The organism is Nitrosomonas sp. Nm84 (assembly GCF_003201565.1).
Lineage (GTDB): Bacteria > Pseudomonadota > Gammaproteobacteria > Burkholderiales > Nitrosomonadaceae > Nitrosomonas.
Window position 1 is genome coordinate 14,201 of record NZ_QJJP01000015.1, and the last position, 15,756, is coordinate 29,956.

The following is a 15,756-nucleotide window of genomic DNA, read 5'->3' on the forward strand; positions in this document are numbered from 1 at the left end:
CTGGCTGTTTCCGGCAGCATTAGCATTGATTAAGAATCATATACATCGCTCAGAAGAACGACAGTATTTTAGGTTTAAATCTCAAAAACTGTATTTTACAAAGACTTCATCCCATACTCTACAAATACCATGAACACTATCAGAATTAAACGGGTATACGAAAAGGCTGCGACAGATGAATACAGAATCTTGGTGGATAGATTGTGGCCTCGAGGATTGACTAAAGAACGGGCAGCAATTGATTTGTGGCTAAAAGAGATTGCGCCTTCGACGGAATTACGTAAGTGGTTTGGGCATGACCCAGAAAAATTCCTTGAATTTCGCACTCGCTATGTTGCAGAGCTTACACAAAATCCTGCCGTAGCAATTATTTCAAATTTATTAACCGAACATAAGAATATAGTCTTGGTATATGCAGCTAAAAGCGAGGTTACTAATCATGCAATCGTGCTTAAAGGATTTATAGAATCAATATAGCAGATCCTGCTTTCGCACACCATATTATGCACCTTACCGCTAACCATAGTTATCCAACAAAGAAGTGTCACTCCATGGTTTCCTGAGCACACACCCCGAAGTATTAACAATCAGTGACTCGTTATCCAAGAACATCACAAGCCACTGAAACAGTTACCGAATGGGCGGTGGTGGTGGCGGATTACCCGGTGGAGGAGGAGGCGGATTGCCTGACGAGGGCGGGGGCGGCGGCAATGTAGAACTCGCCGGCGGCGTTGAAACCCTTCGATAGCGGTCATCATAAACAGCGGCTGGGCTTCTAGTGATGTTACCCGAAACGGGAACATTATGGCCTTTCGCATACATGCAAGGAATATAGCTGTTGTCATATCTTTGTTGGCTGATATTCCCTGAAGATGTGGCATTACTTGTTCCAAACAGTGTGCCCGCTAAAAGACCTATACCAGCACCTATGGCAGCGCCTTCCCCACCACCGATAGCAGCGCCTGCAGCAGCACCTAGCCCGGCTCCAACGGCGGCACCTTCTACACCGCTCGTCCGGGAGGATTGTCTAGGAGTATTACCTTCAATCTGAAGGTAAGCGTATTCTCTACATTCCCTGTCATCTTGACGAAATTGATCAAAGCTTTTACCAGAACCAGGTAATACCATCATACTAGGGCCTGTTGGCAGATTTACACAAGCGGTCAATATACAAGTGACCAGTAATATAGATGATCTTCTCATTATTAATATGTTTACCTTAATTTGTTATTGCCCTGAAGGCTGTGGCGCTACTTGCAGCCAGCCAGCTGGACAGTTTTTTACATATGGATAGTAACCTTCAGGGTTCTGGCAATAGTACCAATAACTGGTCTGTGGTTGGGCCGATTGTACCTGTGGTTGCTGTACATAAACCGGTGGTGAAGTCGGTACAATCACAGTTTGCGGATAAGCATAAGCAGGTGGATAGTAAAAAGGATAGCGATAACCATATCCGCCCCAACCGTAACCACCGAAGCCATAGCCACCATACCCATAACCACCATAAAATCCAGGGCCGAAGCCTAGGCCAATGCTTAAATGATTATGACCATGTCCATGATGACCCCCATGCCCCCCTCCGTGGTGCCCTCCACCTCGCGCCCAAACAGAGCCGTTTGTTATCAGTATCATCAACAGCACGACAGCTAAAGACGTCAATTTCATATTGTCCATAGGAATTCCCGTGAATATTCGATATGAATAGTAAGACAGAAAATTAGACTGATACATTACTCCACAATTCCATCAGCATGCAAAACTAACGTTCCCATATAAAATAAAAATTCAATCACTCCTAATCCGGCTAGATGAAAAGCGGGGACCTTCACTGCGTGAGATGATCTGTCTTGAAGAATGTGCTTTAAAGGCGTCCCATGTCCAAAACTCCTAGCAATGGAACAGATAAGTCGACGATGACGCATTGCTTGCAAACAAAATCAATGTAAAAACCAGGGATAGCAAAAAAGCGCCTTTTTATTACCGCCTTATTGTAGAAAACCTATTGAAAATATTTAGCATTAAGGAAAGGTCAGAATAAAGCAAAACCGTACCAGGGATTCAGCGACACGCCCTTCGCGCCGGACGATGGCGCGACCCTTGCGCGTTAGCAGGTTTTAAGCTAATGCAGTAATTGGTTCGCTGCTCGCTGCTGCTGGGGAAACAAATGAGTTATTTCTTCCTTGTGTATTTTAAAACTGTGCATAAATGGAATGATTTTAAATTGAATAAATTGTCCTAAGTCATTATCTCTAGAGAAGTTGGTAGCAAAACGCATGAAAAAATCAAGCACTGTCTCTTCGTCTACTTGATGAAATGGCTGCAAGGTATGACTACACAATAAATGGCTTTTAGAACACAAGAAAGGCGTCAAGCGTTGAAACTGTTCCAAGTCTTCAGATTCATAATAGCAACAAGTCAGAAGATTGGCGAAATTGTTCTCAAGAGCAGCTAAACGTAAGTTATGAAAAAATGCAACGGTATGGAATTGAAAAGAATTTTCGGGAATCTGGATAGCCGCCTCATAATCAATCTCTGGAATCTGCAAATCAGCGATACGTTGCAAATGATTAAATAATGAATAGCATCTCGCCCCTACTTGTTTATCTGTTTTCATTGGATTCACCTCTAACCATAATGACAATTCAATTAAAAGTTTGTTTCTGACTTTCAACCAAACAAAATAAGACGAAAACAAGTATAAATCTATGGAATTATGGCTAATGCTTTAAAAAAGCAGGTTATAGGGTCTATTTGTAACAAATTTGTTTAAAGTCTTTTTGGCAACACAAGCTGCGACCAATCGGCTGTGTCGAGTACTTGATGTTCCTAATACCAACAACAATCTTCGAAATTTTTCAATCAGACCAGCCCTAGTGGTGGCTCGTCCATTAGCGCGATCTGTTCGCGCAATTCCAAAATGCGCTCTTGCCAATAACGTTGCGTATTAAACCACGGAAAAGCTTGCTTGAAGGCTGGATCGTCCCATCGTTGTGCTAGCCAGGCAGAATAATGAATTAGGCGCAAGGTACGTAAAGCTTCGATCAGATGCAACTCACTGGAATCAAAATCGCAAAAGTCTTCATACCCCGCCAACACGTCATTCAACTGCCGTACCATATCTGCGCGCTCGCCCGACAATAACATCCACAAATCCTGCACAGCCGGCCCCATGCGACTATCGTCAAAATCCACGAAGTGCGGACCGTTTTCTGTCCACAGCACATTCCCCGCATGACAATCACCATGCAGACGTAGCACTTTGACAGTACTGCCGGCACGCGCGAAGCAGTGACGCACGCCAGCCAACGCCAGCTCTGCTACGCTGCGATAAGCAGCCTCAAGATCGACCGGGATAAAATGATTGGTCAGTAAGAAATCAAGCGGTTCTACGCCGAAGTTCGCTATATCCAGCGTGGGACGATGTTGAAACGGCTTGAGTGCGCCAATGGCATGGATGCGGCCAAGGAACCGCCCCATCCATTCCAGCGTGTTGCAATCTTCAAATTCAGGCGCACGTCCGCCGTGTCTGAGAAAAACGGCGAAGCGAAATCCCTCGAAGGTGTGGAGTGTTTTTCCACTCATCACCAACGCGGGTACCACAGGAATTTCGCGCTCGGCCAATTCCTGCACGAAAGCGTGTTCCTCCAGGATAGCCTCATCCGTCCAGCGTCCCGATCGGTAGAACTTCGCTATTAGCGGCAAGCCGTCTTCCATACCAACCTGATAAACGCGATTCTCATAGCTGTTAAGTGCCAACAGACGGCCATCGCAGCGATGACCCAGATTGTCCAGCGCGTTCATAACGCAATCGGGGGTCAGTAAAGAGAAAGCCGGTGTTGTCATGGTTTATGTCTTTTGTGCATGGATTGAATACTGCTTGCTTCCTTCAGTCGGTATTGCCCAGGACACGAGCTTCGCTTTACCAGTACCACGTTTGATTTTATCACTCCTCGCCGATCTTGCTGCGTAACGATTTTCTTTGGCTCTGTAACGATTTACTTTCCAGACGTTTTACTTGGGAAGCTCTGGTCGGCTTGGTAGGCATTCGAAGCTTTATTGGCACTGTGACGCTTTTAATCATTTCACGTAATCGATTCAGCGCATCTTCCCGGTTCTTGATCTGACTGCTAAACCGCTGCGCCTTAATGATAATGACACCTTCGCTGGTGATGCGGCTATCCTTTAATTGCAATAGCCTTTCCTTATATCGCTCAGGTAGCGATGCAGCCTGGATATCGAATCGCAGATGTATTGCGGTCGCTACTTTATTGACATTCTGTCCACCGGAGCCCTGTGAGCGTATCGCTTGTATTTCGATCTCAACCAAGGGTATTACGATATTGCCTAGTATTCTCAACATGGTTAGCCGCGCAATTTCCTCTTCTTGATTCATGTCATGACTTAGTAATAAGCGGAATCACCGAATTCATATCCCATATCCGGAAAGATGCTGCTGATCCAAGTTGCGCTGATTGATGAACTATCTCACAGCCGACTAACAGGTCGTTGAAAAACGTTTTCGAGGCAGTCATATCAGGCAAAAACAAGGGAGAAAGCGCAGTTTATGCGCAATAAATGAGCATTCTTAGCCTGTTTTAACACCGTAATGGCAACGCAGATAGTTTTTCAACGGCCTTGCTAAGGCAATCATTGGGCAGGCTTCTTTATCATCCTGACCAGCATTCAAAAATACCGTCGTCGACATTATGCCATTGTCTTCGGATGTCCGGCGGTCTGTGATAGCAATATCCGCTGGGTATCCCGTCAGATCAACGATTATCGAGTCCACCAGGAATCAACAATCATTTGCGCCGATCTTTATTTCTTTGAGACGGCATCGTAATTCACCACAATCTCATGATTGATGTAATACTCAAAATAAAATAGTAAAATAAAACAAAATAATGAGATTGACTCATGTCGCTTTTAAAACGAGAACACTACTAAACGTTTTAGGAGAGAGAGTGTTTGTACTTCAGCCTCATCATTTTTATGTCACCACACAAGGAACTGAATCTGTTAGTTATCGAGAATGAGCATGCTATCTACAATTAAGAAAAAGAATTCACCTTATGAATTAGCAAGCCTCCTGAAAGTTACATCATTCCAGTTTGGATGAACTAAAAACCATAATCTGCTCAACCACTTGTCGTGGACATTGCACATTTACAAACCAATCCATATCGCCACACAAAGATGAAATACTCAAAATGGCTGTTATTGGCCACAATAGGCAGTGTACTTATTTTTATTACCGACTCAGCTACTCTGTATGCCGCAAGCACTTTAAAGAAATTTATTAAAGATAACAGAATAGAATTAGGTGGTTGGGTTAATGGCGGCGCAACTTTTAACCCCAGCCAGACCGACGGATTTAATGGTCCGGTTGCTTTTGCCGACCAGGCCAACCGTTTTCAGTTAAATCAATTTAACTTGTTCCTGCAACGCTCAGTTGTATCTGAAACCAATAAATGGGATTTTGGCGGGCGTTTTGATTTTTTGTTTGGCACAGATGCTATTTATACGCAAGCATTTGGTGTTCCAACTTTTGATGTACATTCCGGCGAGCCTCTCCAAAGAAATAACTGGGATCTCAACATATGCTGCTCATCCACGCGCACCTACGGCATAGCGCTCCCGCAAGCTTACCTGGAAGTACACGTGCCTATTGGTAAAAATGGACTCAATCTCAAGGCAGGACACTTTTATTCTCCAACCGGTTTTGAGACAGTTCCAGCACCGGATAACTTTTTTTATACACGCGCTTATTCTTTTAATGCCGGTGAGCCTTTTACGCATACCGGTTTGCAAGCAAACTATACAATTAACAAAAATTGGGCAGTTTCCGGTAGTGCTGTGACCGGCAGTGCCACTGGTGGTTGGGACGGTGGATGGAACAGGCAGTTAGGAAACTGGAGCGGCATTACCGGAATTACCTGGACCAGCGATAATCATGCAACCTCACTGAATATTACCGGCACTCTTGGAGAGACTTCGACACATAACAGCGCGGCATGGGGAATGTATAATACGGTATTGCAACACAAAATTAATCCTAAAACACTGTTGGTTCTACACCATGTTCATGGTTTTGCTAACAGCGTATTATTGAATAACCTGAAATACGCCAATGTTGTCAGAGACGTTCAGTGGATGGGGTTGGTTACCCACCTATACTATGATCTTACCGAGCATGTATCGTTAGGTTTTCGGGGAGAATGGTTCCGCGACAGAGACGGCTTCCGCAATCCATCGCCGTTCCGGATTGCAGCAGCCACCAACATAGTTAATGGCGTACCTGAGAGCTATGCCGGTAACTTCAGCAGCGTAACCGTCACGCCGGCAGACTACTATGCAGCAACCGTCGGGATAAACTGGAAAGCAGCCAAGACACTAAAGCTTCAGTGGGATGCGATAAAAAAGCTCAGCGTTCGTCCCAACATCCGTTATGACCGGGTCGACGCTTACCATACCTCAGCTTATAGGCCTTTTGCCGGTCATAAGGATCAGATTCTGTTTTCGTTGGATTTCGTACTACCCTTTTAACATCTCTCGCCTAAGCGGAGAAGGCAGGGAAGCTTCAAAAACTGCAACCACCGATCAAATCGATGGTTGTTTGATTGATTGTCTCACAGCTCTGTGTTACCGGAATACTCGTCGTTTTCTACTGTAAGATCACGATCTTCTGGATCAATCTCTGCTGTATTGATCCGGTTATTTCGTTGCTCCATTGCCATTTTTCTATGAAACTCGACATATTTCAAACTCTTGCTCAAAGTTTCCTCATGTGCACGAATATTGGCCGACGCATGTGATGGTAGATCCAAACCTTGCCTACCATAGTAATAAGAGCGTGCTTCATAGGCTTCAAGTATTTCTTTGTTTTCTTGCAGCTTTATTTTTGCTTCCTCGGCCAAATTCTCGTAATGCCTTACCAACGCTTCATGATCATTATTAACGATCCCTATTGGAGCAGTCACAGGACTCATTTGCGCGCAAGCAGCTAATACAGTCAGCGCAAGCAACAGTATTAGAAGTTTTAGTGCTTTCATAATGAATACCCTCCAGATATAAAACGAACGGTACCATCTTAATTCGGTCAGCACCTCATGTATATTAGGAAAACCATTGTTTTTCATTAATGGAAACCATTAACCATTTTTCATGTAATACTTAGATAATTAAGCCATTTTCCGTAGAATCTCAGCCGCAAGGAAAGAAAATTGCAGCAAAAACAAGCAACCAGAACTTACTGTGAGTACAAAAAAACCGCTTCCGGACACCATTTGGATGGGAATATGTCACTAAAGCGTCTATAATCACGCCCGCATATTTATTCAGCAAAACACCTTGTAGTATAGAACACTCAACAAACTCAGCGCTGACATAGCACACACTCTTTTTATTTCTTTTTCTTTCGGAATATCCCACAGCATGTACGGTATCTTGCAGCTTCCAAGATGGTTGTTATTTGCCATAACAAGTAGTATATTAATTTTTGCAGCACTTACAACGCATGCAGGTAATCTCCATGCTAATCATCCCAGGATTAAAAAATTATTTAACGATAGCAAGCTGCAATTTGGCGGCTGGATTCATGGTGGAGCGACCTTTAATCCAAGCCAAACTAATGGATTCAATGGCCCGGTTATTTTTGCTGATCAGGCTAATCGGTTTCAGCTCAATCAATTGAATTTGTACATACGTCGCCCCGTCGTCTCACAAGGCACAGTATGGGATTTTGGTGGACGTTTCGATTTCATGTTTGGGACAGACGCCATCTTTACTCAAGCTTTTGGTGTTCCAGCTTTTGATGTAAATTCCGGAGAACCTCTGAAAAGAAGTAATTGGGATCTCCATTTATGTTGTTCTTCCACACGAACGTATAGCACTGCCCTTCCGCAAGCATACCTAGAAACCTATGTACCGATCGGCAATGGACTCAACATAAAATTGGGGCATTTTTATACCCCGACAGGCTTTGAAACCGTTCCAGCACCTGACAATTTCTTTTATACGCGCGCTTATACTCTGAATGTCGGCGAACCTTTTACTCATACAGGCATGCTGGCAAACTATTCCGTCAACAAAAACTGGCTTATCTTAGGCGGTCCGATTACCGGCAGCGCTAATGGTGGATGGGATGGCGGATGGGATAAGCAATTAGGAAACTGGAGTGGACTTGCCGGCTTTACGTGGACTAGTGATAATCGTGCAACCTCACTTCATTTCTCCGGCACCTATGGTGAGATTTCCACGCGAAGCAACGAACCTTGGGGATTTTATAACATTGTCTTGCAACACAGAATTACGCCTAAAACCCTATTGGTTCTGCACCATGTTTACGGGCTTGCAGGCGGCGTCTTGTTGAACAACCAGAAATACAGCAATGTAACAAAAGATGCGGAATGGTTTAGTGCGATTGCACATCTATACTATGACCTAACAGACAATCTGGCAATCGGTGCTCGGGGTGAATGGTATCGTGATAAAGTCGGTTTTCGCAATCCATCTCCGTTCCGTATAGCCGCCGCTACCAATGTCGTCCATGATAAAACAGTCAGCTATGCGGGTGACCTCAACAATGTAACCGTTGCACCGGCAGATTATTATTCTATGACCGTGGGACTAAATTGGAAGGCAGCCAAAACTTTGAAGCTTGGATTGAATTTCTTAGAGAGACTGAATATTCGCCCCAATATTCGTTATGATCGAGTCGATGCCTATCATACAGCCGCTTATCGACCGTTTGGCGGAAACAAAGATCAGATTTTATTTTCACTCGACTTCGTATTACCCTTCTAGCAGGCGTTGAAAAACTACCTATGACGTTAAAAACAAGCTCAAAATACTCATTTTATTACGCACAAGCTGCACTTCCTTACCTGTTTTGCTTGTTATCGACTGCCTCGGAACGTCTTTCAACGCCTGCTGTAGGTGTTAGTTCAAATTGACACATGCATGTCATAGTTACTGCTTTTTTATAATACTAGGCGGTTTGCAATAAAACCGCGCTGAAAACTCTGCGCTACGCTGCCTATTTCTAATGACATCCCCCCCTTCGTTAACACATACCCTGATAGAATTATCCAAATTCGGGAAATACTCGTTGGATCCGGGTTGTGCTGAAGTTGGTGGAACTTTTTCTCTTATTCTAGCGCACAATTCAGGTTCATCGGGTTTTGACGGAGCACCCTCCATGGCAGGTAATGGGCAAAGATTACAAGGATCCCCCGGGCATAAACATCCTTTACAGCTCGCATGCGCTGATAAAGACCATACAGTCAATCCCAAACCACAAAAAAGAAACAAGCTTACTTTAATCGCAGACCATACAAATATTTTCATTTTTTTCATAAAAATTTCTATTCCATCGCATAAATTGCAACTATTGATTCTAAATGACTTATACTTCATCTAGGTTATCGTAATTCCATTATAAATGTTCGTTTTATAACTTACTGCTTATTAGAAAAAACATTTATGAGGCAGTCGATGCTAGACAAAAACAGGCGAGAAGACACAGTTTATTAAGCATTTTTAGCCTGTTTTAACACTGTAGCGACGACGCGGATAGTTTCTTCAACAGCCTGCTAGATACATTTTTAATAAGAAGTTATTTAACCTTATACCAATGATAAACAAAGGCGCGTGCTTTTTGACAAACTGATTTTAACTCAATACCCTATTTATGCATGGATCAATTACTTGAAATTCAAAAATGGCATTCATTCGATTCTATAATGACTCATATTGCGTATTGGAAAAATGCATCAGCACCTCAATTTTTGTTTCACGTGATCAAAAATTCATTCCTTTCTTAGCATACGAATTCGCAGAATGAATTCAATCGACATCAATGATTTTAAGGACAATGATGAAGACTATTTTCAATAATAACATCGGATTATTTATTAACGCTTGCTTCGCCTTACTTTTAAGCATCGTGTATATGCCATTTGCAAATGCAGAAGCCATCGAGCATCTGCAGAAAAGCGCCAGCAATGCTTATGAGCGCATGATACAAGCCAAACAATCTGCTGAAACACTCGCTAAAGATGCAGCGTTTGGAGAAAAGAAAGTAACTTCTATCAAACAAAAACTGTCAGCGGCTGAGGAAGAAGCAGCAATTGCTCGGAAAAAATCTGAACAGGCTAACGCATTACTGGAACAAGCAACTAATCAGTGGAAACAAGCCACTGATACCTTAGCTAATGAATGGGGAAAAACTGAAAGAAGATAATTAAAACCTATTTGACTATTGCTATCGTTGCAGAATCATTTTGACATGCGGAATTCCCGCATCCATAAATTCTTTCCCATGCGCCTGAAATCCAAACTTTTCGTAGAATCGAACAGCAGCCGTTTGCGCATTTAGTATGGCTTTGGGTATTCCTCGATTGCTTACTTCTTCCAGTACTTTTAGCATCATGGCCCTGCCGATCCCTATCCCACGCCATTCTTTTAATACCGCCATACGTCCGATATGCCCATCCGGTAACAATCGTACAGTTCCTACGGGCTGTCCGTCAGCATTAAATGCAAGCACATGCGTGCTGATTATATCAAACTCATCCCATTCGAGCTCTTCCGGAACTCGCTGCTCATGAATAAAAACCGCTGTTCGAATCATACGTAAAGCAGATGCTTCGTCTTCCCAATCTACTATGCGTAACCGATGAAAATGTTGCATAAAATCATTTCCACGATAGATTACTACTTAAATGGATGACGCAATACAATGGTATCTTCTCTATCAGGACCCGTGGAGATCATGTCAATCGGAATCTCGCATACTTCTTCCAAGCGTTTCAGGTAATTCTGCGCTGCTTTGGGTAGTTGGCCAAACTCTTTGATTCCTTCAGTATTTTCCAACCAACCCGGTATTTCCTCATAGACTGGCTCACAACCACTCAGATCATCAGCACCCGTCGGTAATATATTACTACTGCTACCGTTGCCCAGCTTATAACCTACCCCTAAATTAAGGCTCTCTACACCATCCAGTACATCAAGTTTGGTAATACATAGTCCAGTTACACCGTTTATTTGAATCGAACGCTTGAGTGCAACTGCATCAAACCAGCCACAACGACGAGGACGTCCTGTGGTCGATCCAAATTCGTGCCCACGTGTGGCCAAACGCTTGCCGATTTCATCATCCAGCTCGGTTGGAAACGGACCGGAGCCAACTCGTGTGGTGTATGCCTTAGTGATACCTAATACATAATGCAGCATTTGTGGTCCTATGCCACTACCCGGTGCTGCTGCGCCAGCCACACAGTTACTGGACGTAACAAATGGATAGGTGCCATGGTCGACATCCAATAGCGTGCCCTGTGCACCTTCGAATAACAAGCTTTTACCTGATTTGTGCGCATCAAATAAGAGCTGCGGCACATCCGCCACCATAGGTTTAATACGCTCAGATTGGATCAATGCTTCATCCATTGTTTTCTGAAAATCTACGATAGGCTGATTAAAATAATGCTTTAACACGAAATTATGATAATCCAACATTTCACCTAATTTGGCTGCAAAACGGTCCCGATGAAACAAGTCTTGCAAGCGAATTGCACGCCGAGCCACTTTATCCTCGTAAGCCGGACCGATGCCGCGCCCTGTGGTTCCAATCTTCCCAACGCCACGAGCAGTTTCGCGCGCATTATCCAGTGCGATGTGACAAGGTAAGATTAAAGGACAGGCCGCACTAATTCGCAATCGCCCGCTCACATCAACACCACTTTGCTCAAGCATGTCAATTTCATCCAGCAATGCGCCTGGTGAAATCACTACGCCATTGCCAATATAACAAATCACGCTATCACGCAAAATACCGGATGGAATCAGGTGCAATACGGTCTTTTTATTACCGATAACCAGTGTGTGGCCCGCATTATGTCCTCCCTGAAAACGCACCACGCCTTGTGCATGATCTGTCAACCAGTCGACAATCTTCCCTTTTCCTTCATCACCCCATTGCGTACCAATGACTACAACATTTTTAGTCATACCTTTATATCTCTAAATAACTCTATTTCTAAAAAATTAGATTTCTGCAACAATCCACTGTTCATTATGCAATACTAACTGCCTGTCACAGTTCAAAGATTCATTGTTTTGCCCTGGCAATTCCATGATGACTATGTGCCCTGCTTTACGTAACTGTTCAATCTTAGCTTCTAATTCTGTATCTTTTTTCTGGAAAGGTGCGCGTATTCCTTTTGGATATGCTTTGGGTCTGACTAATTTGGATAACTCTCTTAGGTCCATGCTAAAGCCAGTTGCCGGTCGTGCTCGCCCAAAAGCTTTACCAATCTCATCATAACGCCCACCTAAAGCAATAGCGTTTGAACTCCCGTTGGCATAAGCAGCAAAAACAACACCTGTGTGATAATGATACCCACGTAAATCAGCCAAATCGAATGAAATCTTATCGACAGTTGGCTTTAATTCTTCCTCAATGATATTAAGTTCATTAAGTGCTATCTTTATTTCAGGGTAATCTGGTAATCGTTCACTGGCATGTATCAGAATTTCTTTATCACCATATAAATCAGGTAACAGCATCAATGCCTCACGAGCATGTTTTGGCAACTTTATACACAATTCCTGTAGCGTTGAAATATCTTTTGCTTGCAAAACTGAGAATAATTCGGTTTCGAGTTCTCGCGATATACCCGCACCTTTAATTAATCCCCGGAAAACTGCCACATGCCCAAGATCCAGTTGAATTTCACCCACACCTGAAACAGATAAACATTGCAACATAAGCCGTTGAACTTCGAGATCGCTTTCCAAACCGGAGTGACCATAAAGTTCCGCGCCAATCTGCAATGGCTCTCGCGTCTGTGTTATTCCGGATGGTACGGTATGCAGCACACTATTGGCATAACATAAGCGTGTTATTCCTGCACAATTCAGCAAATGCGCATCAATCCTGGCAACTTGTGGCGTCATATCAGCACGCAAACCCATCATGCGCCCACTCAGTTGGTCGATCACTTTAAACATTTGCAGATCCATGTCACTGCCACTACCGGATAATAGCGACTCCACATACTCCAATAAGGGCGGAATGACCTGTTGGTAACCATTCACCAGCAATAAATCAATGATTTGCCGACGTACTATCTCAATATGAAGTGTTTCTACAGGTAATATATCTTCGACATATTCTGGAAGTAACCAATTACGCATAGTCATGTTCGACAAACATCAATCAATAAAAAGAATTGAGAACAGCAAATTAGCTTACGATAAGGAGTAGCATTAATCCAATCAACATCGAAGTCAGGCCTATAAAACGTATTTGACTATCATTAATTTCGATTAACTTTCTAAATGCTTCTCGCCAAGTGCTGGGAGATAAAAATGGCAGCATTCCTTCTAGAATCAACATCAATGCAACTGCAATCAGAAAAGTTTCCCACATATAACAGCGACTCCTGATTAATCAATTTCTCACTGCACTTTCAAAAAATAAACAAAAAAATTAAGAGGTTCTGTTGTAATCGAGTATAAAATTAACCGCGATTTCCAGAACCTCTTAGAAAGTTACTGCAAAACAAAATTATATTCCTATTTACAAGAGCACCGCCCTAGATTCGGAAATAGCTCTCTATCTTATGAGCATGACATTTCCAGCAGGGTCTCTGAACAATAAATATCTTTTTATTCAGTCAGTTCTTAATTATCATTTACCAACATCAGGATTCTTCAAATATTTGAAGAAGTCGGAAGTCGGTTCAAGAACCATCATATCTCCCTTGTTCTTGAACGATTGTTTATACGCATCCATGCTACGCCAGAAAGCATAAAACTCCGCATCTTTCTGAAAAGCCGCCGCATAAGTCGCAGCCGCTTGACTATCGCCATCACCCATTGTTTTCTGAGCTTCACGATAAGCTTCTGCCAAAATAACTTCCCGCTGCCTGTCAGCATCAGCACGAATCTTCTCAGATTCAGCTGCACCGGTAGAGCGCAATTCATTGGCCACTCTTTTTCGTTCCGCTTCCATACGTCTATAAACAGATTCACTAACCTCTTGCGGCAGATCTACACGTTTCAAGCGCACATCAACAACTTCCACACCAATTGAGCGAGCATCATTGTCTGCTTTCTGACGCATAATCTCCATAATGACGTCCCGTTCACCTGAAACCACATCATGAACCGTTCGATTACCAAATTCGTCACGCAAACTGGCATTTATGGTTTGTGCTAAACGCGTTTGCGCCAGACCTTCATCCCCACGTACACTAATATAATATTGCTTGACATCAACAATGCGCCACTTAACGAACAAGTCTACTAAAACGTTCTTCTTTTCTGATGTAATAAAACGTTCCGGTTCTTCCGTGTTCATGGTCAGAATACGTTTCTCAAAATAACGCACATTCTGTGCTAAAGGAATTTTGAAATATAAACCCGGTTCAGTTTTAACATCGATCACTTCCCCCAATTGAAATAGAATTGCCTGTTGTCGCTCATCTACAATATAGATAGCTGAACTTCCCAGAAAAAAAACGGCAATAATTATGCCTGAAAATACTGATGTAAAATTTTTCATCTATCTAATCTCCCGTTCACGACTGCGAAAAGATTCTCGTGTCCGTATACTGTTGTCAGATGCGGATTCCTGTGCTGAAGGTTGCACAGCTACCGGTGCTGGTGTGGATCCAGTCATTTGAATTAATTTATCCAACGGTAAATACAGTAGATTATTGCCGCTCTTCTGATCAACCAGAATCTTACTGGTATTAGAAAGTACTTGCTGCATCATATCCAAATACAAGCGCTCACGGGTCACTGTGGGCGCTTTGCTATATTCAACCAGGATCTGTTCAAAACGTCTGGCGTCACCTTCCGCACTTACAATGACGCGCTGCTTATACCCTTCAGATTCTTGAATTAATCGGGCCGCATTACCGACAGCTCTTGGAATGACGTCATTAGCATAAGCTTGGCCTTCATTTTTTTGCCGTTCCCTATCTTGCCCGGCTTTCACTGCATCATCAAACGCAGCCTGAACTTGTTCCGGCGGTTGTGCATTTTGCATCGTTACTTTACTGATAGAAATACCTATTTCATAGCGATCTAGAATCTTTTGCATTAACTGCGTTGCTTTAGCAGCCACTTGCTCGCGACCTTCGTAGAGAACATAATCCATTTTGCTTTTGCCGATGACTTGTCTAATTGCAGTTTCTGCAGCCTGCAAAACTGCATCATCAGGACTTCTATTTTTAAATAAAAACTTCTCTGGATCATTCAAAATATACTGCACCGCAAACTGGATATCGATGATGTTTTCATCATCAGTCAGCATCAATGATTCCCTGAGTACTTTACTCCTCACATTGTTACGGTAGCCAATTTCAACCGTACGAACTTGACTGACATTCACTATCTCCACTTTTTCAACGGGATAAGGTAGGTGCCAACGTAAACCTGCTGGAGCGGTTTCTACAAATTGACCGAAGCGTAATACAACACCTCTATGTCCCTCTTCGACAATATAGAATCCACTGCCCAACCACACCACTACTAACAAACCCAATATTAATGCAATATTACCGCCACTTTGCTGCTTCGGAGCTTTATCACGTGGCCCATCATCATCCCCGCCACCTTTTTTTTGTCCAAAAATATTATTAATCTTTTTATTGACATTGCGCAGCACGTCGTCCAGATCTGGTGGACCAGAATCACCTTTATTTTTTCCCCACTGTGGATCATTTAATCCCATAATAATTC

17 protein-coding genes are annotated in these 15,756 nt (G+C 43.1%); 4 read left to right on the top strand and 13 right to left on the bottom strand.

Going from position 1 to position 15,756, the window contains the following annotated elements; all coding sequences use genetic code 11:
- Nucleotides 1–129 precede the first annotated feature (129 nt).
- Nucleotides 130–477 (top strand): DUF488 domain-containing protein, encoded by a 348-nt coding sequence (locus C8R34_RS09000; RefSeq protein ID WP_110339987.1) that lies wholly within the window; start codon nt 130–132, stop codon nt 475–477.
- A gap of 153 nt (nt 478–630) precedes the next feature.
- Here C8R34_RS09000 and C8R34_RS09005 read toward each other — a convergent pair whose 3' ends face one another.
- The 6 genes from C8R34_RS09005 to C8R34_RS16270 form a co-directional block, all read right to left on the bottom strand.
- Nucleotides 631–1,203 carry a YMGG-like glycine zipper-containing protein gene (locus C8R34_RS09005; RefSeq protein ID WP_110339989.1) on the bottom strand — a complete coding sequence of 191 codons (573 nt, stop codon included), beginning with the start codon at nt 1,201–1,203 and terminating at the stop codon, nt 631–633.
- 24 nt (nt 1,204–1,227) lie between these two features.
- The gene (locus tag C8R34_RS09010; protein WP_110339991.1) at nt 1,228–1,674 is read right to left on the bottom strand and encodes a hypothetical protein; all 447 of its coding nucleotides are present in this window, start codon (nt 1,672–1,674) and stop codon (nt 1,228–1,230) included.
- 445 nt (nt 1,675–2,119) lie between these two features.
- On the bottom strand, nt 2,120–2,614 hold the full coding sequence (locus C8R34_RS09015) for a hypothetical protein (protein WP_110339993.1): 495 nt from the start codon (nt 2,612–2,614) through the stop codon (nt 2,120–2,122).
- Nucleotides 2,615–2,859: 245 nt separating this feature from the next.
- Entirely contained in the window at nt 2,860–3,843 is a 984-nt protein-coding gene (locus C8R34_RS09020; protein ID WP_110339995.1) for a serine/threonine protein kinase, read from the bottom strand.
- A 100-nt stretch (nt 3,844–3,943) separates the two neighbouring features.
- The gene (gene arfB, locus C8R34_RS09025) at nt 3,944–4,360 is read right to left on the bottom strand and encodes an alternative ribosome rescue aminoacyl-tRNA hydrolase ArfB (RefSeq protein ID WP_110340089.1); all 417 of its coding nucleotides are present in this window, start codon (nt 4,358–4,360) and stop codon (nt 3,944–3,946) included.
- A gap of 225 nt (nt 4,361–4,585) precedes the next feature.
- On the bottom strand, nt 4,586–4,789 hold the full coding sequence (locus tag C8R34_RS16270; RefSeq protein ID WP_132467081.1) for a hypothetical protein: 204 nt from the start codon (nt 4,787–4,789) through the stop codon (nt 4,586–4,588).
- Between the two features lie 407 nt (nt 4,790–5,196).
- On the opposite strand from C8R34_RS16270, the gene C8R34_RS09030 reads away from it, so the two are divergent.
- On the top strand, nt 5,197–6,546 hold the full coding sequence (locus tag C8R34_RS09030) for a porin (protein WP_110340091.1): 1,350 nt from the start codon (nt 5,197–5,199) through the stop codon (nt 6,544–6,546).
- An 83-nt stretch (nt 6,547–6,629) separates the two neighbouring features.
- Here C8R34_RS09030 and C8R34_RS09035 read toward each other — a convergent pair whose 3' ends face one another.
- The gene (locus C8R34_RS09035; protein WP_258364438.1) at nt 6,630–7,139 is read right to left on the bottom strand and encodes a hypothetical protein; all 510 of its coding nucleotides are present in this window, start codon (nt 7,137–7,139) and stop codon (nt 6,630–6,632) included.
- Nucleotides 7,140–7,434: 295 nt separating this feature from the next.
- Here C8R34_RS09035 and C8R34_RS09040 point away from each other — a divergent pair, with 295 nt between their 5' ends.
- The gene (locus C8R34_RS09040; protein WP_110339997.1) at nt 7,435–8,805 is read left to right on the top strand and encodes a porin; all 1,371 of its coding nucleotides are present in this window, start codon (nt 7,435–7,437) and stop codon (nt 8,803–8,805) included.
- Nucleotides 8,806–9,874: 1,069 nt separating this feature from the next.
- Nucleotides 9,875–10,243 (top strand): hypothetical protein, encoded by a 369-nt coding sequence (locus C8R34_RS09050; RefSeq protein WP_110339999.1) that lies wholly within the window; start codon nt 9,875–9,877, stop codon nt 10,241–10,243.
- 21 nt (nt 10,244–10,264) lie between these two features.
- Here the strand turns inward: C8R34_RS09050 and C8R34_RS09055 are convergent, their stop codons facing one another.
- The 6 genes from C8R34_RS09055 to hflK all read right to left on the bottom strand — a co-directional run bounded on the left by C8R34_RS09055 (nt 10,265) and on the right by hflK (nt 15,748).
- On the bottom strand, nt 10,265–10,693 hold the full coding sequence (locus C8R34_RS09055) for a GNAT family N-acetyltransferase (protein ID WP_110340001.1): 429 nt from the start codon (nt 10,691–10,693) through the stop codon (nt 10,265–10,267).
- 23 nt (nt 10,694–10,716) lie between these two features.
- The gene (locus C8R34_RS09060; protein ID WP_110340003.1) at nt 10,717–12,012 is read right to left on the bottom strand and encodes an adenylosuccinate synthase; all 1,296 of its coding nucleotides are present in this window, start codon (nt 12,010–12,012) and stop codon (nt 10,717–10,719) included.
- Nucleotides 12,013–12,048: 36 nt separating this feature from the next.
- Complete coding sequence (locus C8R34_RS09065) at nt 12,049–13,200, bottom strand: ATP phosphoribosyltransferase regulatory subunit (RefSeq protein ID WP_110340005.1); 1,152 nt, start codon at nt 13,198–13,200, stop codon at nt 12,049–12,051.
- 49 nt (nt 13,201–13,249) lie between these two features.
- Nucleotides 13,250–13,435: a DUF2065 domain-containing protein gene (locus C8R34_RS09070; RefSeq protein ID WP_110340007.1), complete on the bottom strand. Its 186-nt coding sequence runs from the start codon at nt 13,433–13,435 to the stop codon at nt 13,250–13,252.
- 261 nt (nt 13,436–13,696) lie between these two features.
- A complete protein-coding gene (hflC, locus tag C8R34_RS09075; RefSeq protein ID WP_110340009.1) occupies nt 13,697–14,572 on the bottom strand; it encodes a protease modulator HflC in 876 nt (291 codons plus the stop codon).
- A complete protein-coding gene (hflK, locus tag C8R34_RS09080) occupies nt 14,573–15,748 on the bottom strand; it encodes an FtsH protease activity modulator HflK (RefSeq protein WP_110340011.1) in 1,176 nt (391 codons plus the stop codon).
- Nucleotides 15,749–15,756: the final 8 nt, after the last annotated feature.